18 protein-coding genes, 1 tRNA gene, 1 rRNA gene and 1 other RNA gene are annotated in these 18,773 nt (G+C 41.2%); 6 read left to right on the top strand and 15 right to left on the bottom strand.

The window, feature by feature from the left end:
- Positions 1-174 precede the first annotated feature (174 nt).
- The 7 genes from BK584_RS14720 to dnaX form a co-directional block, all read right to left on the bottom strand.
- Positions 175-1,725 (bottom strand): 16S ribosomal RNA (locus BK584_RS14720).
- Positions 1,726-2,060: 335 nt separating this feature from the next.
- Positions 2,061-2,327, bottom strand: a complete 267-nt coding sequence (locus tag BK584_RS14715; protein WP_245808872.1) for a pro-sigmaK processing inhibitor BofA family protein — start codon at positions 2,325-2,327, stop codon at positions 2,061-2,063.
- A 564-nt stretch (positions 2,328-2,891) separates the two neighbouring features.
- Positions 2,892-3,065: a hypothetical protein gene (locus tag BK584_RS24690; RefSeq protein WP_218970342.1), complete on the bottom strand. Its 174-nt coding sequence runs from the start codon at positions 3,063-3,065 to the stop codon at positions 2,892-2,894.
- 257 nt (positions 3,066-3,322) lie between these two features.
- Positions 3,323-3,550, bottom strand: a complete 228-nt coding sequence (locus BK584_RS14710; RefSeq protein WP_078393299.1) for a YaaL family protein — start codon at positions 3,548-3,550, stop codon at positions 3,323-3,325.
- A gap of 12 nt (positions 3,551-3,562) precedes the next feature.
- Positions 3,563-4,162, bottom strand: a complete 600-nt coding sequence (gene recR, locus BK584_RS14705) for a recombination mediator RecR (protein ID WP_078393298.1) — start codon at positions 4,160-4,162, stop codon at positions 3,563-3,565.
- Between the two features lie 12 nt (positions 4,163-4,174).
- Positions 4,175-4,486 carry a YbaB/EbfC family nucleoid-associated protein gene (locus BK584_RS14700; RefSeq protein WP_078393297.1) on the bottom strand — a complete coding sequence of 104 codons (312 nt, stop codon included), beginning with the start codon at positions 4,484-4,486 and terminating at the stop codon, positions 4,175-4,177.
- A 12-nt stretch (positions 4,487-4,498) separates the two neighbouring features.
- Complete coding sequence (gene dnaX / locus BK584_RS14695; protein WP_078393296.1) at positions 4,499-6,190, bottom strand: DNA polymerase III subunit gamma/tau; 1,692 nt, start codon at positions 6,188-6,190, stop codon at positions 4,499-4,501.
- A gap of 148 nt (positions 6,191-6,338) precedes the next feature.
- Here dnaX and BK584_RS14690 point away from each other — a divergent pair, with 148 nt between their 5' ends.
- The gene (locus BK584_RS14690) at positions 6,339-6,998 is read left to right on the top strand and encodes an RNA polymerase sigma factor (RefSeq protein ID WP_078393295.1); all 660 of its coding nucleotides are present in this window, start codon (positions 6,339-6,341) and stop codon (positions 6,996-6,998) included.
- A 15-nt stretch (positions 6,999-7,013) separates the two neighbouring features.
- Positions 7,014-7,598: an ATP-dependent Clp protease proteolytic subunit gene (locus BK584_RS14685; protein ID WP_078393294.1), complete on the top strand. Its 585-nt coding sequence runs from the start codon at positions 7,014-7,016 to the stop codon at positions 7,596-7,598.
- Between the two features lie 57 nt (positions 7,599-7,655).
- On the opposite strand, the gene ffs is transcribed toward BK584_RS14685, so the two are convergent.
- The 5 genes from ffs to BK584_RS14660 all read right to left on the bottom strand — a co-directional run bounded on the left by ffs (position 7,656) and on the right by BK584_RS14660 (position 12,135).
- An RNA gene (ffs, locus tag BK584_RS14680) (signal recognition particle sRNA large type) lies at positions 7,656-7,922 on the bottom strand.
- An 87-nt stretch (positions 7,923-8,009) separates the two neighbouring features.
- Positions 8,010-8,507: a tRNA adenosine(34) deaminase TadA gene (gene tadA / locus BK584_RS14675; protein ID WP_078393293.1), complete on the bottom strand. Its 498-nt coding sequence runs from the start codon at positions 8,505-8,507 to the stop codon at positions 8,010-8,012.
- Positions 8,508-8,589: 82 nt separating this feature from the next.
- Positions 8,590-8,682: transfer RNA gene (locus tag BK584_RS14670), tRNA-Ser, on the bottom strand.
- Positions 8,683-8,778: 96 nt separating this feature from the next.
- Complete coding sequence (locus tag BK584_RS14665; protein WP_078393292.1) at positions 8,779-10,374, bottom strand: glutathione ABC transporter substrate-binding protein; 1,596 nt, start codon at positions 10,372-10,374, stop codon at positions 8,779-8,781.
- A 165-nt stretch (positions 10,375-10,539) separates the two neighbouring features.
- A complete protein-coding gene (locus BK584_RS14660; RefSeq protein ID WP_078393291.1) occupies positions 10,540-12,135 on the bottom strand; it encodes a glutathione ABC transporter substrate-binding protein in 1,596 nt (531 codons plus the stop codon).
- Between the two features lie 332 nt (positions 12,136-12,467).
- Between BK584_RS14660 and BK584_RS14655 the strand changes: the two genes are divergently transcribed.
- From BK584_RS14655 to BK584_RS14640, 4 genes are read left to right on the top strand one after another with little or no spacing between them, the layout of a single operon-like run.
- The gene (locus BK584_RS14655) at positions 12,468-13,358 is read left to right on the top strand and encodes an ABC transporter permease (RefSeq protein ID WP_078393290.1); all 891 of its coding nucleotides are present in this window, start codon (positions 12,468-12,470) and stop codon (positions 13,356-13,358) included.
- An 18-nt stretch (positions 13,359-13,376) separates the two neighbouring features.
- Positions 13,377-14,327 (top strand): ABC transporter permease, encoded by a 951-nt coding sequence (locus BK584_RS14650; protein WP_078393289.1) that lies wholly within the window; start codon positions 13,377-13,379, stop codon positions 14,325-14,327.
- Positions 14,328-14,355: 28 nt separating this feature from the next.
- Positions 14,356-15,381 carry an ABC transporter ATP-binding protein gene (locus tag BK584_RS14645; RefSeq protein ID WP_078393288.1) on the top strand — a complete coding sequence of 342 codons (1,026 nt, stop codon included), beginning with the start codon at positions 14,356-14,358 and terminating at the stop codon, positions 15,379-15,381.
- Entirely contained in the window at positions 15,347-16,366 is a 1,020-nt protein-coding gene (locus BK584_RS14640) for an ABC transporter ATP-binding protein (protein ID WP_078393287.1), read from the top strand. The genes BK584_RS14645 and BK584_RS14640 overlap by 35 nt, the downstream gene beginning before the upstream one ends.
- 34 nt (positions 16,367-16,400) lie before the next feature.
- Here the strand turns inward: BK584_RS14640 and BK584_RS14635 are convergent, their stop codons facing one another.
- Genes BK584_RS14635 through BK584_RS14625 form a run of 3 tightly spaced genes read right to left on the bottom strand, consistent with a single transcriptional unit; the run spans position 16,401 to position 18,631 of the window.
- Positions 16,401-17,123, bottom strand: a complete 723-nt coding sequence (locus tag BK584_RS14635) for an amino acid ABC transporter ATP-binding protein (RefSeq protein WP_078393286.1) — start codon at positions 17,121-17,123, stop codon at positions 16,401-16,403.
- The gene (locus BK584_RS14630) at positions 17,120-17,764 is read right to left on the bottom strand and encodes an amino acid ABC transporter permease (protein WP_078393285.1); all 645 of its coding nucleotides are present in this window, start codon (positions 17,762-17,764) and stop codon (positions 17,120-17,122) included. The genes BK584_RS14635 and BK584_RS14630 overlap by 4 nt, the downstream gene beginning before the upstream one ends.
- Positions 17,765-17,824: 60 nt before the next feature.
- The gene (locus tag BK584_RS14625) at positions 17,825-18,631 is read right to left on the bottom strand and encodes a transporter substrate-binding domain-containing protein (RefSeq protein ID WP_078393284.1); all 807 of its coding nucleotides are present in this window, start codon (positions 18,629-18,631) and stop codon (positions 17,825-17,827) included.
- Between the last annotated feature and the right edge of the window lie 142 nt (positions 18,632-18,773).

Below are 18,773 nucleotides of genomic sequence, written 5' to 3'. Positions count from 1 at the left end.
ATCAGTCACGTACGCAAGTACGCTTCTTCAATCGAACATTTCCCATCCTCGATCTTCTTGCTTCTCTTTGTCAAATATGAAATTGAATGAATTGAGTTCATTCAAAACTGAACAAAAGATCCAAAGCGCCAAACAACCGAAGTTGTTCGTCGACTAGAGTAATATACTCCATAGAAAGGAGGTGATCCAGCCGCACCTTCCGATACGGCTACCTTGTTACGACTTCACCCCAATCATTTGTCCCACCTTAGGCGGCTGGCTCCAAAAGGTTACCTCACCGACTTCGGGTGTTACAAACTCTCGTGGTGTGACGGGCGGTGTGTACAAGACCCGGGAACGTATTCACCGCGGCATGCTGATCCGCGATTACTAGCAATTCCGGCTTCATGTAGGCGAGTTGCAGCCTACAATCCGAACTGAGAATGGCTTTATGGGATTGGCTTCACCTCGCGGCTTCGCAACCCTTTGTACCATCCATTGTAGCACGTGTGTAGCCCAGGTCATAAGGGGCATGATGATTTGACGTCGTCCCCACCTTCCTCCGGTTTGTCACCGGCAGTCACCTTAGAGTGCCCAACTAAATGCTGGCAACTAAGATCAAGGGTTGCGCTCGTTGCGGGACTTAACCCAACATCTCACGACACGAGCTGACGACAACCATGCACCACCTGTCACTTTGCCCCCGAAGGGGAAGCTCTGTCTCCAGAGTGGTCAAAGGATGTCAAGACCTGGTAAGGTTCTTCGCGTTGCTTCGAATTAAACCACATGCTCCACTGCTTGTGCGGGTCCCCGTCAATTCCTTTGAGTTTCAACCTTGCGGTCGTACTCCCCAGGCGGAGTGCTTAATGTGTTTACTTCGGCACTACGGGCATCGAAACCCCTAACACCTAGCACTCATCGTTTACGGCGTGGACTACCAGGGTATCTAATCCTGTTTGCTCCCCACGCTTTCGCGCCTCAGCGTCAGTTACAGACCAGAGAGTCGCCTTCGCCACTGGTGTTCCTCCACATATCTACGCATTTCACCGCTACACGTGGAATTCCACTCTCCTCTTCTGCACTCAAGCTTCCCAGTTTCCAATGGCCGCTCGGGGTTGAGCCCCGAGATTTCACATCAGACTTAAGAAGCCGCCTGCGCGCGCTTTACGCCCAATAATTCCGGACAACGCTTGCCACCTACGTATTACCGCGGCTGCTGGCACGTAGTTAGCCGTGGCTTTCTGGTGAGGTACCGTCAAGGTACCGGCTTATTCAACCGATACTTGTTCTTCCCTCACAACAGAGCTTTACGACCCGAAGGCCTTCCTCACTCACGCGGCATTGCTCCGTCAGACTTTCGTCCATTGCGGAAGATTCCCTACTGCTGCCTCCCGTAGGAGTCTGGGCCGTGTCTCAGTCCCAGTGTGGCCGATCACCCTCTCAGGTCGGCTACGCATCGTCGCCTTGGTAAGCCATTACCTTACCAACTAGCTAATGCGCCGCGGGCCCATCCCCTAGTGATAGCACAAAGGCCATCTTTTAACTTTCTCCCAGGAGGGAAAAAGTGTTATCCGGTATTAGCTTCGGTTTCCCGAAGTTATCCCAGTCTAAGGGGCAGGTTGCCCACGTGTTACTCACCCGTCCGCCGCTGACTTCCGGGAGCAAGCTCCCTTCCGTCCGCTCGACTTGCATGTATTAGGCATGCCGCCAGCGTTCGTCCTGAGCCAGGATCAAACTCTCCGTTAAAGTGTTTGACTTGCTCAAAATGTTGCTAGCGCGTTGAATACCAATTCAACGACTTTCATTGACGAGATACCTTGTATCTCTTTATTACGCTTGGCTTTTGTTCAGTTTTCAAAGAACTCGTTTGCGCCGCTCTCTCTTGGCGACTCAATTAATATACCATGTTTTCCGTTATCCCGTCAACACTTTTTTTGAAATTGTTTTTTCGAAGCAATTAAGCTTTCAAAATGGGACAGGTACTAATATAACACGCTCACCAACATAAAACAATAGATTAATATAAAAAAACCCTTCAATTTTCTGAAGGGCATGCCACTATTTCCTATCTACTATATTAACTATAAAATAAAATGCTGCACAGCTACTAACAAAAGCATGCCCGGCAACCCTAGAAATGCAACAACTGAAGCAGTCACTCCATTAATAGGAACAAACAAACCTGTCATTACCGTAAATGAGTTTAACAAAAACAACAGTAGTGCACCTACAATTAATCGGACTCCCACTTGCCCAATCAATCTAAGTGGCTTCACTGATGCCCCTACCAATAACAAGATCACCACCACAGCACCTAACAACATTAACAAAAGCCAAGGTTCCAACACAATCACCCCAGTAAATAGCTCGTCTTTCCCTTACTATATGAAGAAACGCTATAAATAGAACATTTATTTATGTAAGGGAAGAATAGCTATTCTTCCGAGATTTATTTAAACGAAGTGACTTTAATAAAACAAGTCCATTATATACCTTTAACTATCCTGTCCCTCGGACTAGGACCACCCATTGCATTCGCTTCAACTGTCCCATCTGCTTTTATATAAACTTCTAACCGGTCTTTAACCAGATAGAGTTTTTCTTTTAATGATTCATAACGTGATGTAAAAAAATGAATGAGCTAATTCTTTGATCCAAGCCACGGACGACTTTCATCCAGATGTTCTTTTTCAAATGGACCATCAGTTTATCTCTCTCTAATTGTTCTTTATAATAACCACTAAACGCCATGACACTCTATCTTATGTCTTGAGCCCGCTTTCCTAAAACAGCTAAACCCTTCGCTTGTTCAAATAGTTCTCCCCCCTAAAAAAGTAATTCCTTCAATACCATGCTTTTGTTTACATTCTATTATCTGTTCCCACAGTACCTCTACGGTGGTTGTTATTCCTTTAGCAGGGTTCCACAACAATATTGCCGATAGATGGAAGTTTCACCACACCTTCCGCACTTGCTAAGACTGAAAGTCCTTCTACTTTTTCAATATGAGCAAGGGCTTGCATAGGTTGATTTGTATTCCTAATGTTTGAATGGGTGTCGTCAATCACCCCTCTGTTAAGCTCCATGTGTGAACATGTCGTTGCGTTTTAATCAATTGCTCACCTTTTCAAATGTATCGAATACATTGTTCAACACGATTTTCTTCCCACATTGAAATCGACAAGAAAGAGAAACGAACTCTAAGATAGTTAGCTAATCTAAGAGAAAAAGTCTCGCTCAATTCCAGCACACCTTTAGGTATCATTTTTTCTTAATATTACCCCAAATATGTATAAAAAAGCTGTTACCCACCTATTAAAAGGGGGGTAACAGCTTCACTTTGTTATCTCATTCTCGGCTTACGCTCATGACGCACACGCGCTTCACGCAAAAGCAAAGAATATAATACTTCTGCTCGTTTCACTTCAGCTAAAACATCTTCGGAAGGATCAACACTATGAGCCAATAAATTTCTTTTGTAATCAAGCGTTTCTTTTATTGATTCCAATTGAACATAAAGGCGTTCGTCTTCTTCCTTTCTAAGCATAACCTTCTTTTTAAATCCTAACATCCTGATGCCACCTTATAATTCACGTCTACCCTCAATTGCTTTGGAAAGAGTGACCTCATCTGCATACTCTAAATCCCCACCTACAGGCAAACCGTGTGCAAGTCGCGTCACTTTAATACCAGTTGGCTTAATAAGGCGAGACATATACATCGCAGTTGCTTCACCTTCAATCGTCGGATTTGTCGCGATGATGACTTCTTGGACTTCTTCATTCGTTTGCAAGCGTTTAATTAGTTCTGCCACTTTTATGTCTTCAGGTCCAATTCCATCCATTGGCGATATCGCTCCTTGAAGGACGTGATATAGACCTGTGTATTCCCGCATCTTCTCCATAGCAATCAAATCGCGTGATTCTTGAATTACACAAATCATCGTTTGGTCGCGATGCGAATCACTACATATTTGGCATGGATCAGAATCGGTAATATTATGACACTGGGAACAATAAGTTAAATCCCTTTTCGCATGGACAAGCGCCTTGGCAAAATCCAGCACGTCATCTTCCTTCATATCTAATACATGAAAAGCCAAACGACTCGCCGTTTTTGGCCCGATCCCCGGAAGACGGGTAAAGCCTTCAATTAGCTTTGCAATCGGTTTTGGATATTGCAATCTGTTAGCCTCCTAGAACATTCCTGGCATGTTCAAACCCTTCGTGAATTTCCCCATATCTTGTTCTACTAACTCATCTACTTGTTTTAATGCTTCATTTGTTGCAGCAATAATCAAATCTTGAAGCATTTCAACATCATCTGGGTCAACAACATCTTCTGAAATATTCACTTCTAAAATTCGTTTGTCACCAGATGCAATAACCGTAACCATACCTCCGCCTACAGTTGCTTCTACTGTTTTTTCCTTCAATTCTTCTTGCGCTTTAGCCATTTGTTTTTGCATTTTTTGCATCTGCTTCATCATGTTTCCCATGTTTTTCATTGTAACATCTCCTTAAGAATCAATAATTTCTATTAAGTCTTCTCCAACCAATTTAATTGCTTCATCAATTAATGGGTTGCCTTCAACCGATTGGTCGCTTTGTTTATCTTTCACATACTCAGCTTTAATTTTCTCCCACTGACTATTTAGGATCGTAACGAAATCAGCGCGAGCCCCAAATGTTTGTTGTAACACTTGGTTAAGAACTTCACGAAACTTTGTATCCATCATATCACGATGCATATCATTTTGAAACGCTAGCAAAACCTTTGTTTCGGATGCCGCTACCGGTTTACAATCACTTAGCCACGCATGCGCCGGAACACTTGCAGTCTTTATTTTTTCCATAAGCGTGCCCCATTGGCTAGTTGTTTCTTGCAAAAACGATTTATCTGCACTCTCTAACACAGCTTTTACTTGCCCTGAAGTAGCCCCACGTCCTTGCTGACCACCACTAGCCGGCATGCGCCGTCTTTGTTGTTTTGGCATCAGTTGTTGATCATTTGCTGCATTGGCAGGCGGACTATGGTTAAAATTAGCTAATTTATCTTCTAACCGCTGAATCTGCTGCTTTAATTGTTCTAGCTCACCTTGATCTTGTACTGGTGCCACAGCTTCTACTGGCTTCTCCATCATCTTAATGACAGCCATCTCCAAAACAATCTTCGGTTGAAGTGCCCATTTCATTTCTTGCTGACTTTCACTTAAACGATGAATGGCTTGATGAAGCATCGCCTGGCTATATCCTTCAGAGAGTTGTTGAAATGCCTCATCCGCTTCTGCCCGTTCAAGTAAATCAGTTGCTTCCGGTGCCGCCTTGTAAAGCAGGAGATCCCTGAAAAATAACACCATATCTTCAAGCAGGCGTTTGGGGTCTTTCCCGTTTTTTAGCGTTTCATCAATTGTTTCTAACGCGAGACGTGAGTTATTTTTAGACAAAGCACCAATTAGTGTATTCAACGCCTCTCTTGAAACGGCTCCAGTAATGGTTAGTACGTCTGTAGAGGTAACCCGATCTTCAGAGAATGAAATTGCTTGGTCAAGTAAACTAAGCGCATCACGCATTCCTCCATCAGCAGCTCGAGCGATTAACTTAATTGCTTCATCTTCATAGGCTTGTTCATTACTTTTCAAGATCCGTTCCATCCGGCTCATTAGCTCTTTATCCGTGATTGGTTTAAAATCAAAGCGTTGGCACCTCGATAAAATCGTTAACGGAATCTTATGTGGTTCTGTTGTCGCAAGAATAAAAATGACATGTGCTGGGGGCTCCTCAAGTGTCTTTAGTAGCGCATTAAATGCGCCTGTCGAGAGCATATGAACTTCATCAATGATATACACTTTATAAGCTACTTCTGAAGGTGCAAATTTCACCTTATCACGAATATCACGAATTTCATCAACGCCATTATTTGAGGCCGCATCAATTTCAATAACATCTACAATCGCTCCAGCAGTGATGCCCATACAAGCACTACATTCATTACACGGTTCAGGTGTTGGTGCACTCTCACAGTTTATCGCCTTTGCTACAATTTTCGCTGCACTCGTTTTCCCTGTGCCTCGTGGACCGGAAAATAAGTAAGCATGTGCGAGCTTTTGTTGTACGAGCGCATTTTTTAGCGTCTTTGTTATATGCGTCTGCCCCACCACATCATCAAGAAGCTGGGGGCGCCAAACGCGGTAAAGGGCTTGATAGCTCATGGGCTCCTCCCTAATTTTAAAGTTGTATTCTTATTATATCCTTTTCTAATTCACGTTTAAAGTAGACCTTCCTCAAAAACTTTTTTACCCGTATCTTTTTATTGATCATTTCCGTTTATATAACAAGGAATAGAAAGGAGCCCTTTTAATGAAGAAAAAACTTATTAGTGACTTTCAAAAAGAATGGAATCGTTCAGCACTGATAATTAAAAGGCATTGTCTTTATCTAGCAAGAGATCGATTTGCCGCAGATGATTTGTTTCATGATACGTGGCTACGCGCTTATTCTCATTGGGAAAAACAGCCAGTAAACAAAATAAAGCTAACAAGTACTTATTTCACACGAATTGCCAAACATGCCTTTATTGATCAATACAGAAAGGCGAATGACACCACCATACTTTATGCAGAACAAATAAACCCTACCAGAAATACAAGTACTGAACTAACGTACCTCATTGAACCTCTCATGCAACACCTCACAAAAAAACAACTTGTTATCTTTTTGTTGGCAGATGTCTTCAAATGGAAATTAAATGATATTGCTGAAGCAATGAGTACAACGGTCGGTTCAATCAAAGCAGCCCTCTTTCGTGCCCGTCAAAACATCAGCAAAAATGTCAGGCAACACATTGACAAAAAATGTACTTTAACCAATGAAGATGCCCTCCATGTGCAACTTGTCGCAGCAGCTCTATCTAGTGAAAACGCATCGTTGCTTATTCAACTCATTAACAACACTGCAACAACAGTCACTTTGTATAACCAAAATAGCCACATGCTCTCACCTCGAGCACGTGTAGCTTAAAAAAGGAGTGTTGATATGTCGATACCAATACCTTACGTGATGGAACAGACAAAGAATGGCGAACGAAGTTATGACATTTATTCGCGTTTATTAAAAGATCGAATTGTTTTTATCGGTACTGAAATTAATGACACACTCGCAAATAGCGTTACTGCCCAGTTGCTTTTTCTTGCTTCAGAAGATCCTGATAAAGACATTTCGATTTACATTAATAGTCCAGGCGGCTCAATATCTGCAGGCTTTTCTATTCTCGATACACTTACTTACATTAAACCTGACATCCAAACCATATGCACAGGAATGGCCGCTTCATTTGCTGCAGTATTACTTGTAGCAGGGACAAAGGGGAAACGTTTTGCACTTCCCCACGCAGAAGTAATGATCCATCAGCCCCTCGGTGGAATGAAGGGTCAGGCAACCGATATGGATATTTACGCAAGGCGTATTCTGCAACAACGCAAAGAGTTAAATCAATTCCTTGCTAAACATACAGGACAGTCTGTTGAGAAAATCGCAATAGATAGCGAGCGTGATTTTTTCATGACTGCCACTGAAGCTCAAACGTACGGGATGGTTGATTCCATTTTAGTTCGCAAGTGAGCATAAAAAAGAGCCTGCTGAGAACAGCTGGCTCTTGTTCATTTTATAATTTAAATACCGTGCACCTTTTCTCGATAACGACTCCACAAGCGTTACCTAAGCAGTTAGCTCGATCCAGGCGCCTCTGCGGCACACGGAAGGATCCACTTACTGCTGCTTCCTTCCGGACCTGACAGGGTTCATGGGTTTCCGTTGCGCAGAACCCAAACGTCAACACCACTTACTTAGGGCAGGCCTTGCAGAGCCGGAACCTCAAAAAGGAATTCAACCTCGCTATAGCGGATTGCGAGTTACAGGGCACCGCTACCTCCCCGTCTAGCACGGCAAAGTGAATAACAATGTTAGGTGCACCATTAATTGGCGCAAATCTAAGTATACGGTACAAGTAACAAAAATGCAAGGTTCGCTTATTTAAACACCGTCTTGCTTTTCTGCTTCTTTTTTTCTTTTCTTCTCAGTTCGAAGTTCTTTAAAAAAAGTGGATAGGAGCGACCCGCACTCATGCTCCAGCACACCAGAAACAACGATACATCGGTGATTAAAGCGCGGTTCATCAAGCAAGTTCATTAATGTACCTGCACATCCCGCTTTATAATCGGATGCTCCGTATACAACAGTAGGGATACGCGCCTGCACAATTGCACCAGCACACATTGGACAAGGTTCAAGTGTCACATATAGTTCGCACCCTTCTAAACGCCATGTACCCAACTTCTTACAAGCCTTCTCAATCGCAAGCAATTCCGCATGAGCAAGTGCAGCCTTATTTGTTTCTCGTAAATTAAATGCACTAGCTACAATTGCTCCATCTTTTACAATGATTGCTCCTATAGGCACTTCGCCAAGATCTCTTGCTCTCTTCGCTTCCTCAAGAGCAAGCTCCATCCACTCCTCATGCGTGCTAGGCAACGCATCCACCTCCCTTATAATGAGTAGGTATAAAAAAACACGGCCACTTAACAGGTGGTCGTGTGAGCATTAATATTAATAATGGCGGAGGAAGAGGGATTCGAACCCCCGCGCGGTGTAACCCGCCTGTCGGTTTTCAAGACCGATCCCTTCAGCCGGACTTGGGTATTCCTCCGTTTAACTGACAAAGAACATTATATCAGACCTAAACTATTAAAACAAGTATAAATCTAAAAAGAAGACAGGTTCGTAAACCTGCCCTCCACAAAGATTATTGTTCAATATACACTTCTTGAAGAAGAATATCTCCTGTCATCGAACGTTTAAATCCTTTTACTTCATCGCGTACACCATTCAAGTATTCTTGGTAATAACTAAATACAACTGGCGCATCGTTAACGATGATTTCTTGTGCTTCTTTGTACATGTCTGCACGAGCAGCTTCATCGATTTCTTTTGCAGCATCATCAAGCAACTGATCTAACTCTGGGTTCGAGTAGAATGAACGGTTCCCAGGAGAACCATGATTATCAGTGTGGAACAATGGCGCTAGTGCATAGTCAGCATCACCTGTAGCAGAGCTCCAGCCAAGAATATACATCTCATGCTCACCATTTGCAGTAGCTTCTAAATACGTAGGGAAGTCTGAAGAATTAATTGTTACATTAATTCCAATATCACTCAAAGCACTTTCAATGTAAGTCGCAATATCCATACGAGCTTCTGAATCATTTGTCGAAAGCGATATTGACAAGTTTTCAACGCCTGCTTCTTCAAGCAACTCTTTTGCACCTTCTGGATCAAATTCGATTGGTTCGATGCTCTCGTCATAACCAACTACTCCAGGAGCAATTGGTCCGTTTGCAACGATACCGTGGCCTTCCCAAATATTATCTAGAATGACTTCATTATCAATAGCCATCGCAATTGCGCGGCGCACATCCGAGTTGTCAAATGGTTCTTTTTCAGTGTTAAATCCAAAGTATGAAGCAGAAATACTTTGTGTTTCAAGCATGCTTGCTCCCTCTGTTGATTCAAGTTGAGGGATAGCAGAAACATCTAATGGCTCGGTGACATGAGAGTCTCCAGTTGAAATTTCTGCAACACGTGTATTACCATCTGGTACGACTTTAAAAGTTACCGTATCTAGTAAAGCGGTTTCACCCCAGTAATCTTCATTTTTAGAAAGAACGATTTCTGTACCAATTCCGCCAGACTCATATTTAAAATAACCTGTCCCAGCAGGGTTTGCATTAACAGCTGTAAATGGCTGTTCACCATCTTCCATCGCCGCATAATCTTCCTCAATCACAGCAGGACTAATCATATTACCGCCACTATGAGCAAAGCTATAAATAAGCGGAGCAAAAGGCTCTTCTGTAACAAACTCGATCTCATATTCATCTAATACATTAATCTCAGTAATTTCTTCAAATAGGAACGCACGTTGAGACGCAATATCTTCATCTGTGATACGCTCAATATTTGTTTTAACCGCTTCAGCATTAAATGGAGTGCCATCGTGGAACTCAATACCTTCACGAAGCTTAAACGTCAATGTATTGTCTTCGGCTTTATAGCTTTCAGCTAAACGCTCTTCGATGTTCATTTCTTCATCAAAAGCAACTAATCCTTCATAGACTTGGTTTTGTACATGGCCAGAAGGAACGTCGTTTACTTGATGTGGGTCAAAACCCGAAATTTCTGACTGCATCGCAATGACTAGGTCTCCACCTTCGCCAGTTGCTTCGCCACCATCTGAATTTCCACCTGTATTCTCATCTGGTTCATCACTTGTACATGCTGCAAGACCAATGGCAACTGTTAACGCCATCACGCTATAAAAAGGTCTCTTAAAACGCTTCATCCTTTTATCCCCCTTGTTCATAACTTTCTAACTTCCTGTTTAAAACAATCTCACTATATATCATTTTACACAGATAAACAACTTTAATTATCGATTTTTCACATTATTAGTGACAAAAGACCTATTACAAACATCTATCGCGGAATAGTTTTTATATTCAATTCATTATTGAATAGTTACATCTTGAAGCATTAGTCGTCTCGTAGGGTGTTGCCAGAACCCTTCTACATTATCACTTAAACCAACAAGATAATCTTGATGAACGAGCGGTTGAATATACGCTTCTTCAGCAATAATGTTTTGAATTTCTTTATATAATTCTTGGCGTTCATCACTATCAGTACTACGACGTGCTTCATCTAGTTTTTCATCAAGGTCGGCATTTGTTGTAAACGTGCGATTCCCTGTTGAACCGTGATTATCAGAGTGGAACAAGGCGTATAAACCATAATCAGCATCCCCGGTTACGGTAGACCAGCTCAAAACAAACATTTCTTGATTTCCTTCAGCCGTATATTCAAGGAAACTCGCCCATTCTTGTATATCAATATTGACATTAATATTTAATGGAGCAAGCGCACTTTCTACATAAGTTGCAATATCGATTCGTTCTTGTTCGTCACTTGTATTGAATGTAATATCAAAACCATCTTCCAACCCCTCTTCAGCAAGCAATCGTTTCGCCTCTTCAAGATCTTGTTCATTTGAATCGATACTCTCATCATAACCAAAAACTTTAGGTGCGAGTGGACTACGTGCTTCAATTCCAATGTCTTCATAAATCCCCGTTAAAATATCCTTCCTACCAATAGCAAGAGAAATTGCTTTTCGCACATTTGGGTTATCTAAGTACTCTTGTTCTGTATTAAAGCCAACATACATAATCATGACGCTTTCTTGTGAATGTACATCTACACCTTCTGTTTGCTCAATTTGACCTACTTCATTTGGACTGAGAGGATCAATAATATGAGCACTGCCGGTCTGCAGTTCTGCAATACGTGTTGTCCCATCTGGCACTACACGTACAACAACACTATCAACTTTTGCTGGATCTCCCCAATAGTCTTCATTTTTTACTAGTCGTATCGAATCACCATGGTTCCACTCGTCAAATTTGAAAATTCCAGTCCCAATTGCTTGCTTATTAATGACTGTTCCTGGAGATTCACCATCTTTCATTGCAGCATAATCTTCTTCAATCATTGCAGGACTCATAATACCAGCTCCAGTATGAGCAAGGTGGGCTGGTAATGGTGCAAATGGGTATTCCGTGTGAAAACGAACAGTCAAATCATCTACTACTTCTACTTCTGAAATCATATCGAATAAAAAAGCTCGTTGAGATGCAATATCATTATCTAGCACTCGGTCAAAGTTCGCTTTTATTGCATCCCCATCTAAATCAGTTCCATCATGAAACGTCACATTGTCTCTTAATGTAAACTCCCATGTATTCTCATCGATTTGTTCATAATGTTCTGCAAGTCCTGGTTCGAGTTCAAGTTCAGCGTTTTGATTTAATAATGTTTCATAGATTTGTGATGTCATATTAGAAGAATATGTATCATTTGCCCCGTGAACATCAAGGGATACTGCCTCGGACAGCATTGAGATTAGAAGCTCTCCTCCATCAGAGGTTGATTCACCTTCGCCGGATGATTCAGAGACTGAATCCGTTGGTTCACTCGCACAGGCTCCTAAAGCAAGTACCGTCGCAAATGTTAATGACAAAAAACTCACTTTTTTTCGTTTGTTCATACATTCATCTCTCCTTATTTTCTACAAATATATTAATTTATGAATTATTTCAAACTTTAGCACAAGCTTTACGATTGAGCAAATATTTTTCGACTATTCTTTTTTATTTGGAGTGTCCACTCTGAAAAGACAAGATTCTTTTCCCGTAATACCGCTAGTTAGAAGTATGGTCCCTAGCTAAAATTTCCTTTGCAAGTTTTATGTTGATCAAATAGAATACTATATTAAGAATGTTATTTTCAGATTGTTTTCATCTCTTGCATTGGTGTATAATCAAACGATGTTATAACATGTGCAAAATTTGTCAAATGATCGGAGAAAGGGAGTTATATATGTCTCAGCAACTTGCAAATCAGACTGCTACAAAAGCGCCTGAGAGTCCAGCAATGAAAAGTTGGAAAGAATTTATGGGACGCCTCTTATCGAACAAATCGGCCGTTACTGGAGGCATTTTAATTATTCTATTAGCCATTCTCGCAATTGTAGGACCATTTGTCGCGCCCTATGGAATCAATGAGCAGAACTTTGCAGCTAAACTGCAAGGGCCTTCAGCAGAATATTGGTTTGGCACAGACAATTTCGGACGAGATGTCTTTTCTCGTATTCTACACGGAATGCACTTAACATTTATTATCGGTTTTGCTTCAGTGGCAATCGCTGGAACGGTTGGCACAGTAATTGGAATAGTATCTGGCTACTATGGTGGAAAAACGGATTCTATCATTATGCGATTTGTTGACGTATTACTTGCTTTTCCTGGAATTATTCTAGCACTTGCGATTGTAGCAACTCTTGGATCAGGCATACAAAACGTCATTATCGCCATTTCCATTGGTTCGATTCCGGTTTTTGCTCGGATTGCCCGCGGTTCAACTTTATCTGTCAAAAAATTGGAATATATTGATGCCGTTAAAGCATTAGGAGCTTCCGATGCACGAATTATCTTTAAACACGTCTTACCTAATACGATGTCACCCTTAATTGTCCAGACTACTCTATCAATTGCAACAGGAGTTCTTGCTGCTGCTGGCCTCTCCTTTTTAGGACTTGGTGCCCCTTCCCCAACACCAGAGTGGGGTGCAATGTTGAATGAAGGGAAAAACTTCATGTTTAATGCTGGGCACTTAACGTATGCCCCAGGTCTTGCCATCGTTGTCTTTGTACTTGCCTTTAATATCTTTGGCGACGGCTTACGTGACGCATTAGATCCTAAACTGAAATAAGAGAAGAGAGGTGCTCACATGTTTAAATTTCTTGTACGTCGTTTACTACAATTAATTCCCGTTATTATCGGGGTTACGATTCTAGTTTTTGCTTTGATGCATTTTATTCCTGGGAACCCAGCACAAGTGCTCGCAGGAGAAGCTGCAACACCGCAACAAATAGAAGCGATGGAAAACCGCCTTGGCTTAAATGATCCATATCCCGTTCAATATTTTCGTTATATGACGAACTTGGTCCAGCTTGATCTTGGAAATTCTATTCGGACAGGCCAACCTGTTGCTGATATGCTTTTCCCTCGACTTGCCATAACAATGGAACTTGCTTTCTATAGTACGGTATTAAGTATTTTCCTTGGTTTAATTGCTGGGATTATCTCTGCAACAAAACGTGGGACATTTACTGACTCTGCAATTATGGTTGTAGCCCTTTTTGGAATGTCCATGCCAAACTTCTGGTTAGGTCTTGTTTTAATCCAATGGTTCGTGCTTGGCAACATCCCAGTAATTAATAACTTTTTAGATACAGCTTGGTTCCGTCCTTCAGGCTGGGGAAATTTTGATCAAATCGTTCTTCCAGTTCTCATGCTTGGTGCTTCGGGTGCAGCTATTATTGCTCGTATGACTCGCTCAAGTATGCTTGAAGTCATAAATCAAGACTACATTCGCACAGCTCGTGCGAAAGGGGTAAAAGAACGTGTTGTTATTTATCAACATGCATTAAAGAATGCATTAATACCTGTTATAACTGTTGTTGGATTAAGTTTCGGAAGCTTGCTTGGTGGTGCGGTTCTTGCAGAGAATGTTTTTGCAATTAACGGAATGGGTCGATTAATCGTTGATTCCATTAGCACACGAGACTTCCCAGTTATGCAGGGCGGTGTTTTAATCGCTGCACTATGCTTCGTTTTAGTAAACTTGATAGTCGACATTTCTTATCGCCTCGTGAACAAACGTGTCGATGCCGAATAATGATTATATAAGAAAGGTGTGAGACGATTTGACTAACGATGCGATTTTAAAAATAAATGATCTTCGTACGTCCTTTTTTACAAAAGAGTTAGAAGTAAAAGCCGTGGATGGCGTTACCTTTGAAGTTCCAAAAGGAAAAACGCTCGGTATCGTTGGGGAATCTGGTTCTGGGAAAAGCATCACTTCCTTATCTATCCTAAACTTACTTTCTCGTCCTGGTAAAATTGTCGGGGGAGAAATTCTTTTTAAAGGGGAAGACTTAATAAAGAAATCGGCCGCTCAAATGCGCCGTATTCGTGGAAACGAAATCTCGATGATCTTCCAAGAACCAATGACTTCTTTAAATCCAACATATACAGTTGGTCAACAAATTGGTGAATCGTTCCGTATTCACGAGAACTTATCGAAGAAGCAGGCGCGAATTCGTTCGATTGATATGCTTAAATTAGTAGGGATCCCTTCTCCGGAGAAGCGGATTGATCAATATCCATTTGAACTTTCAGGTGGTATGCGCCAACGTGTCATGATTGCAATTGCTCTTGCATGTAACCCAGAGCTCCTAATTGCTGATGAACCAACAACAGCACTCGATGTAACGATTCAAGCACAAATTCTTGAACTTATAAAAGACTTACAAAAACGTCTTGGTATGTCAGTTATTATGATTACCCATGATCTTGGTGTTGTTGCTGAAACGTGCGACAATGTCGCCGTTATGTATGGTGGACAAGTTGTAGAATATGCTTCTGTCTATGATTTATTTAACAACCCCCGCCACCCATATACGGTTGGTTTAATGAAATCATTACCGCGGCACGATACAGACGTTGAAGGCGATTTATCAATTATTAAAGGAGCTGTTCCCGCTCCGGCAGATATGCCTAAAGGGTGCCGCTTTGCTCCGCGTTGTCCATTCGCAAGCGAGATATGCAAAGAGCTTCCATACTTGGAAACAGAAGAAGATGGCAGCCAAGTTCGCTGTTGGATTTACACAGATAAGTGGCAAGGTCCGGAGGTGAATGTTCGTGAACAATACGCTACTGAAAGTAAATAATCTAAAGCAATACTTCCCCATAAAAGGTGGTTTCTTAGGTCGTACCGTTAACCATGTAAAAGCTGTTGATGGTGTTTCATTTGAAGTTCAAGAGGGAGAGACGGTATCGATCGTTGGAGAGTCCGGGTGTGGAAAATCGACAACGGGGCGTGCGATTCTTCGTTTAGATGAACCAACAGAAGGAGAAGTTGAATTCCAAGGAGCAGATCTACTCTCTTTAAATAAAAGAGAAATGCGCAAAAAACGTAAGGACCTCCAAATTATATTTCAAGATCCTTATGCATCAATTAACCCACGCCAGACTGTTCGCCAGGTATTATCAGAGGCGATGACAATACAAGGCGTAGCACCAGTAAAAGAACACGACACACGAATTCGTGAGTTGATGAGAACGGTTGGCCTTGGAGAACATCAGATTGACCGTTTCCCTCATGAATTTAGTGGTGGTCAACGTCAGCGTGTGGGAATTGCCCGTGCTCTTGCTGTTGATCCTAAACTGATTATCTGTGATGAGGCTGTTTCAGCGTTGGATGTATCCATTCAAGCGCAGGTAATTAACTTGCTGAAAAAACTTCAACGCGAATTAAAATTAACTTATTTATTTATTTCACATGATCTTGGTGTCGTTCGACACATCTCTGATCGCGTTATTGTTATGTATCTTGGTCGTATCGTTGAAATCGGTGATAAGAAATCTGTTTTTGATAACCCACAGCATCCTTACACAAAAGCATTGTTATCAGCGATACCTAGTCCAGAACCAGGTAAGAAAAACAATCGTATTATTTTACAAGGTGATGTACCATCTCCAATTAATCCACCAAGCGGTTGCCGTTTCCACACACGTTGCCCGTTTGCTACAGATAAATGCCGTACAGATGATCCAATGCTTCGAACAACCAAAGACATGCAAGAAGGTCATGGAGGAGCTTGCCACTATATGGAGGAAATTTCTTCAGGCAAACACCAACCTTCTTATGCATAAAAAAAGAGTTGCCTTATAGGCAACTCTTTTTCTCTTATAATACTTTACTCAGAAATTCTTTTGTCCGTTCATTCTTCGTGTGATCAAATAATTCTGTTGGCGTCCCTTCTTCGAGAATAAGGCCATCATCCATAAAAAATACGCGATCACCTACTTCTCTTGCAAACCCCATTTCATGAGTAACAACAACCATTGTCATTCCTTCAAGTGCTAGTTCCTTCATGACTTCTAGCACATCACCAACAAGTTCTGGATCAAGTGCAGAAGTTGGTTCATCAAAGAGCATTACTTTAGGATTCATTGATAAGGCTCGTGCGATTGCCACGCGTTGCTTTTGTCCCCCAGAGAGACTAACTGGATAAGCGTCTGCTTTTTCTCCTAACCCTACTTTATCAAGCAATGCTAGTGCCGCTTGTTTTGCCTCTTCCTTTTCTGCCTTTTTTACTTTTAATGGAGCAAGTGTAATGTTTTCTAATACTGTTTTGTGAGGAAATAAATTAAAGTGTTGAAATACCATTCCGACATCTTCACGAATCTGGTTAATATTTATCTTAGAATCTGCAATATTTGTTCCATCAACAATCACTTCACCAGATGTAATATCTTCAAGCCTATTTAAACATCTAAGGAATGTACTTTTACCTGAACCGGATGGTCCAATCACACAAACCACTTCTTTTTCTTTAATCTCTGTTGAAATACCTTTAAGAACTTCATTCTCTCCAAACCGTTTATGTAAATCATGTACTGTTATCATGCGCGTTCAAGTCTCCGTTCTGTATAACGTAATAGAATCGTAGCAGGTATTGTAATTGCTAAATAAAATAAACAAACAAGTAGGTAAGTATCAAAATAAGAGAATGTGTTTCCGGTATACATTCTGCTTTGATACATCAATTCTGCTACTGCAATAGAAGATAGAAGGGATGTATCTTTGAGACTAATAATAAACTGATTTCCAAACGGTGGAATCATTACTTTCACTGCTTGTGGCCAAATAATATGTCTCATGGTTTGATTCCCAGTTAAACCGAGCGAGCGCCCCGCTTCCATTTGTCCTTTATCAATTGATTGTACCCCGCCTCTAACAATTTCAGCAATATAGGCACCTGAATTTATCGCAATCACAAATATCCCCGTATATAACGGATCAAACCTCATGCCCAGCAATCCTGGAATTCCAAAGTGAATAAAGAAAATTTGTGCAAGTAAGGGGGTACCGCGAACTACTTCTACAAACACAACAGAAACTGCTTTAATTAATTTAATTCTAGAAAGTTTCATTAAGCCTAGTATAGAACCAATTATACTTCCTAAAAAAACACCAATAAGCGTAATAATAAGCGTTAGCTTTAAGCCTTCTACTAAATATGGGAACGCACCAAAATCAAAATCCATTTATTCTCTCCCTTTCAATAAAAAAACCGCCCATGCTCGTGCATGAGCAGCTCTTCTTATTTACATACCTTCTGGTCGTTCACCGAAGTATTCTTCATAAATATCACCATATGTCCCATTTTCCATTAATGTAGCCATTGCTTCATTTACAGGTTCAACTAAATCTGAACCTTTTGGGAATGCAATGCCGTAATCTTCCCCTGTTAACCTTTCACCAACAACTTTCATCGAACCTTCTCCTTGTTGTTGAATAAAATACTGTACGTTTGGCATATCATATAAAGCTGCATCTACATGTCCTGTAATTAAAGCTTGGTAGGCTTCTGTAACTTCTGGATATGCATCAACGTTAGCATCTACATTTTCTTCTAAATAACTTTGGCTCGTGGAACTTTGTCTCGTTGAAACAGTCATTGATGCATCCAGATCATCAATTGTTTGAATGGTTTCATTATCTTCAGCAACTGCTAAGATCAACCCTGACTCATAATAAGGATCAGAGAAATCAATATTTTCTTTCCGTTCTTCGGTAATACTCATCCCATTAATAGCAGCATCATATTGTCCTTGCTGCACTCCATTTAAAGCACCAGAAAACTCCATCTGATGAAATTCAACTTCAAAACCAGCTTCTTCTGCAATCGCCTTCATTAAGTCGATGTCAAAACCAACCAATTCATTTGTTTCTAAATCAATAAATTCAAATGGTACAAAGTTATTATCAGTAGCGATATTATATGTAACGACATCGTCTCCAGTTTCTTCATTACTGTTCTCTTCTGCATCTCCAGATCCCCCATCACTACCGCATGCAGCGAGCAACAAAAGAGTAAATGCTGCCATTGTTGTCCTCAGTACTTTTTTCATACTTATTCCCCCATTTTATGTTTTCTGTTAATTCGTGTTAGTGTATCATGCACAGTTGTTTTACACAAAAAGCATTATCCTCCTTTATATGGCTTCAAGGAGACTATCTGTCCTTAAGCACAACATACCTTCCACTTCCTTA

The organism is Shouchella patagoniensis (assembly GCF_002019705.1).
Taxonomy (GTDB): Bacteria; Bacillota; Bacilli; order Bacillales; family Bacillaceae_D; genus Shouchella; species Shouchella patagoniensis.
This window is presented reverse-complemented; position numbering and strand designations above follow the sequence as displayed.

What these genes read in the sequence shown, in the direction of transcription:
- BK584_RS24690 (WP_218970342.1), bottom strand. Translation starts at nt 3,065, where the DNA reads ATGGAGCTTAACAGAGGGGTGATTGACGACACCCATTCAAACATTAGG.
- BK584_RS14710 (WP_078393299.1), bottom strand. Translation starts at nt 3,550, where the DNA reads ATGTTAGGATTTAAAAAGAAGGTTATGCTTAGAAAGGAAGAAGACGAA.
- BK584_RS14700 (WP_078393297.1), bottom strand. Translation starts at nt 4,486, where the DNA reads ATGAAAAACATGGGAAACATGATGAAGCAGATGCAAAAAATGCAAAAA.
- dnaX (WP_078393296.1), bottom strand. Translation starts at nt 6,190, where the DNA reads ATGAGCTATCAAGCCCTTTACCGCGTTTGGCGCCCCCAGCTTCTTGAT.
- BK584_RS14690 (WP_078393295.1), top strand. Translation starts at nt 6,339, where the DNA reads ATGAAGAAAAAACTTATTAGTGACTTTCAAAAAGAATGGAATCGTTCA.
- BK584_RS14685 (WP_078393294.1), top strand. Translation starts at nt 7,014, where the DNA reads ATGTCGATACCAATACCTTACGTGATGGAACAGACAAAGAATGGCGAA.
- BK584_RS14665 (WP_078393292.1), bottom strand. Translation starts at nt 10,374, where the DNA reads ATGAAGCGTTTTAAGAGACCTTTTTATAGCGTGATGGCGTTAACAGTT.
- BK584_RS14660 (WP_078393291.1), bottom strand. Translation starts at nt 12,135, where the DNA reads ATGAACAAACGAAAAAAAGTGAGTTTTTTGTCATTAACATTTGCGACG.
- BK584_RS14655 (WP_078393290.1), top strand. Translation starts at nt 12,468, where the DNA reads ATGTCTCAGCAACTTGCAAATCAGACTGCTACAAAAGCGCCTGAGAGT.
- BK584_RS14650 (WP_078393289.1), top strand. Translation starts at nt 13,377, where the DNA reads ATGTTTAAATTTCTTGTACGTCGTTTACTACAATTAATTCCCGTTATT.
- BK584_RS14640 (WP_078393287.1), top strand. Translation starts at nt 15,347, where the DNA reads ATGTTCGTGAACAATACGCTACTGAAAGTAAATAATCTAAAGCAATAC.
- BK584_RS14635 (WP_078393286.1), bottom strand. Translation starts at nt 17,123, where the DNA reads ATGATAACAGTACATGATTTACATAAACGGTTTGGAGAGAATGAAGTT.
- BK584_RS14630 (WP_078393285.1), bottom strand. Translation starts at nt 17,764, where the DNA reads ATGGATTTTGATTTTGGTGCGTTCCCATATTTAGTAGAAGGCTTAAAG.
- BK584_RS14625 (WP_078393284.1), bottom strand. Translation starts at nt 18,631, where the DNA reads ATGAAAAAAGTACTGAGGACAACAATGGCAGCATTTACTCTTTTGTTG.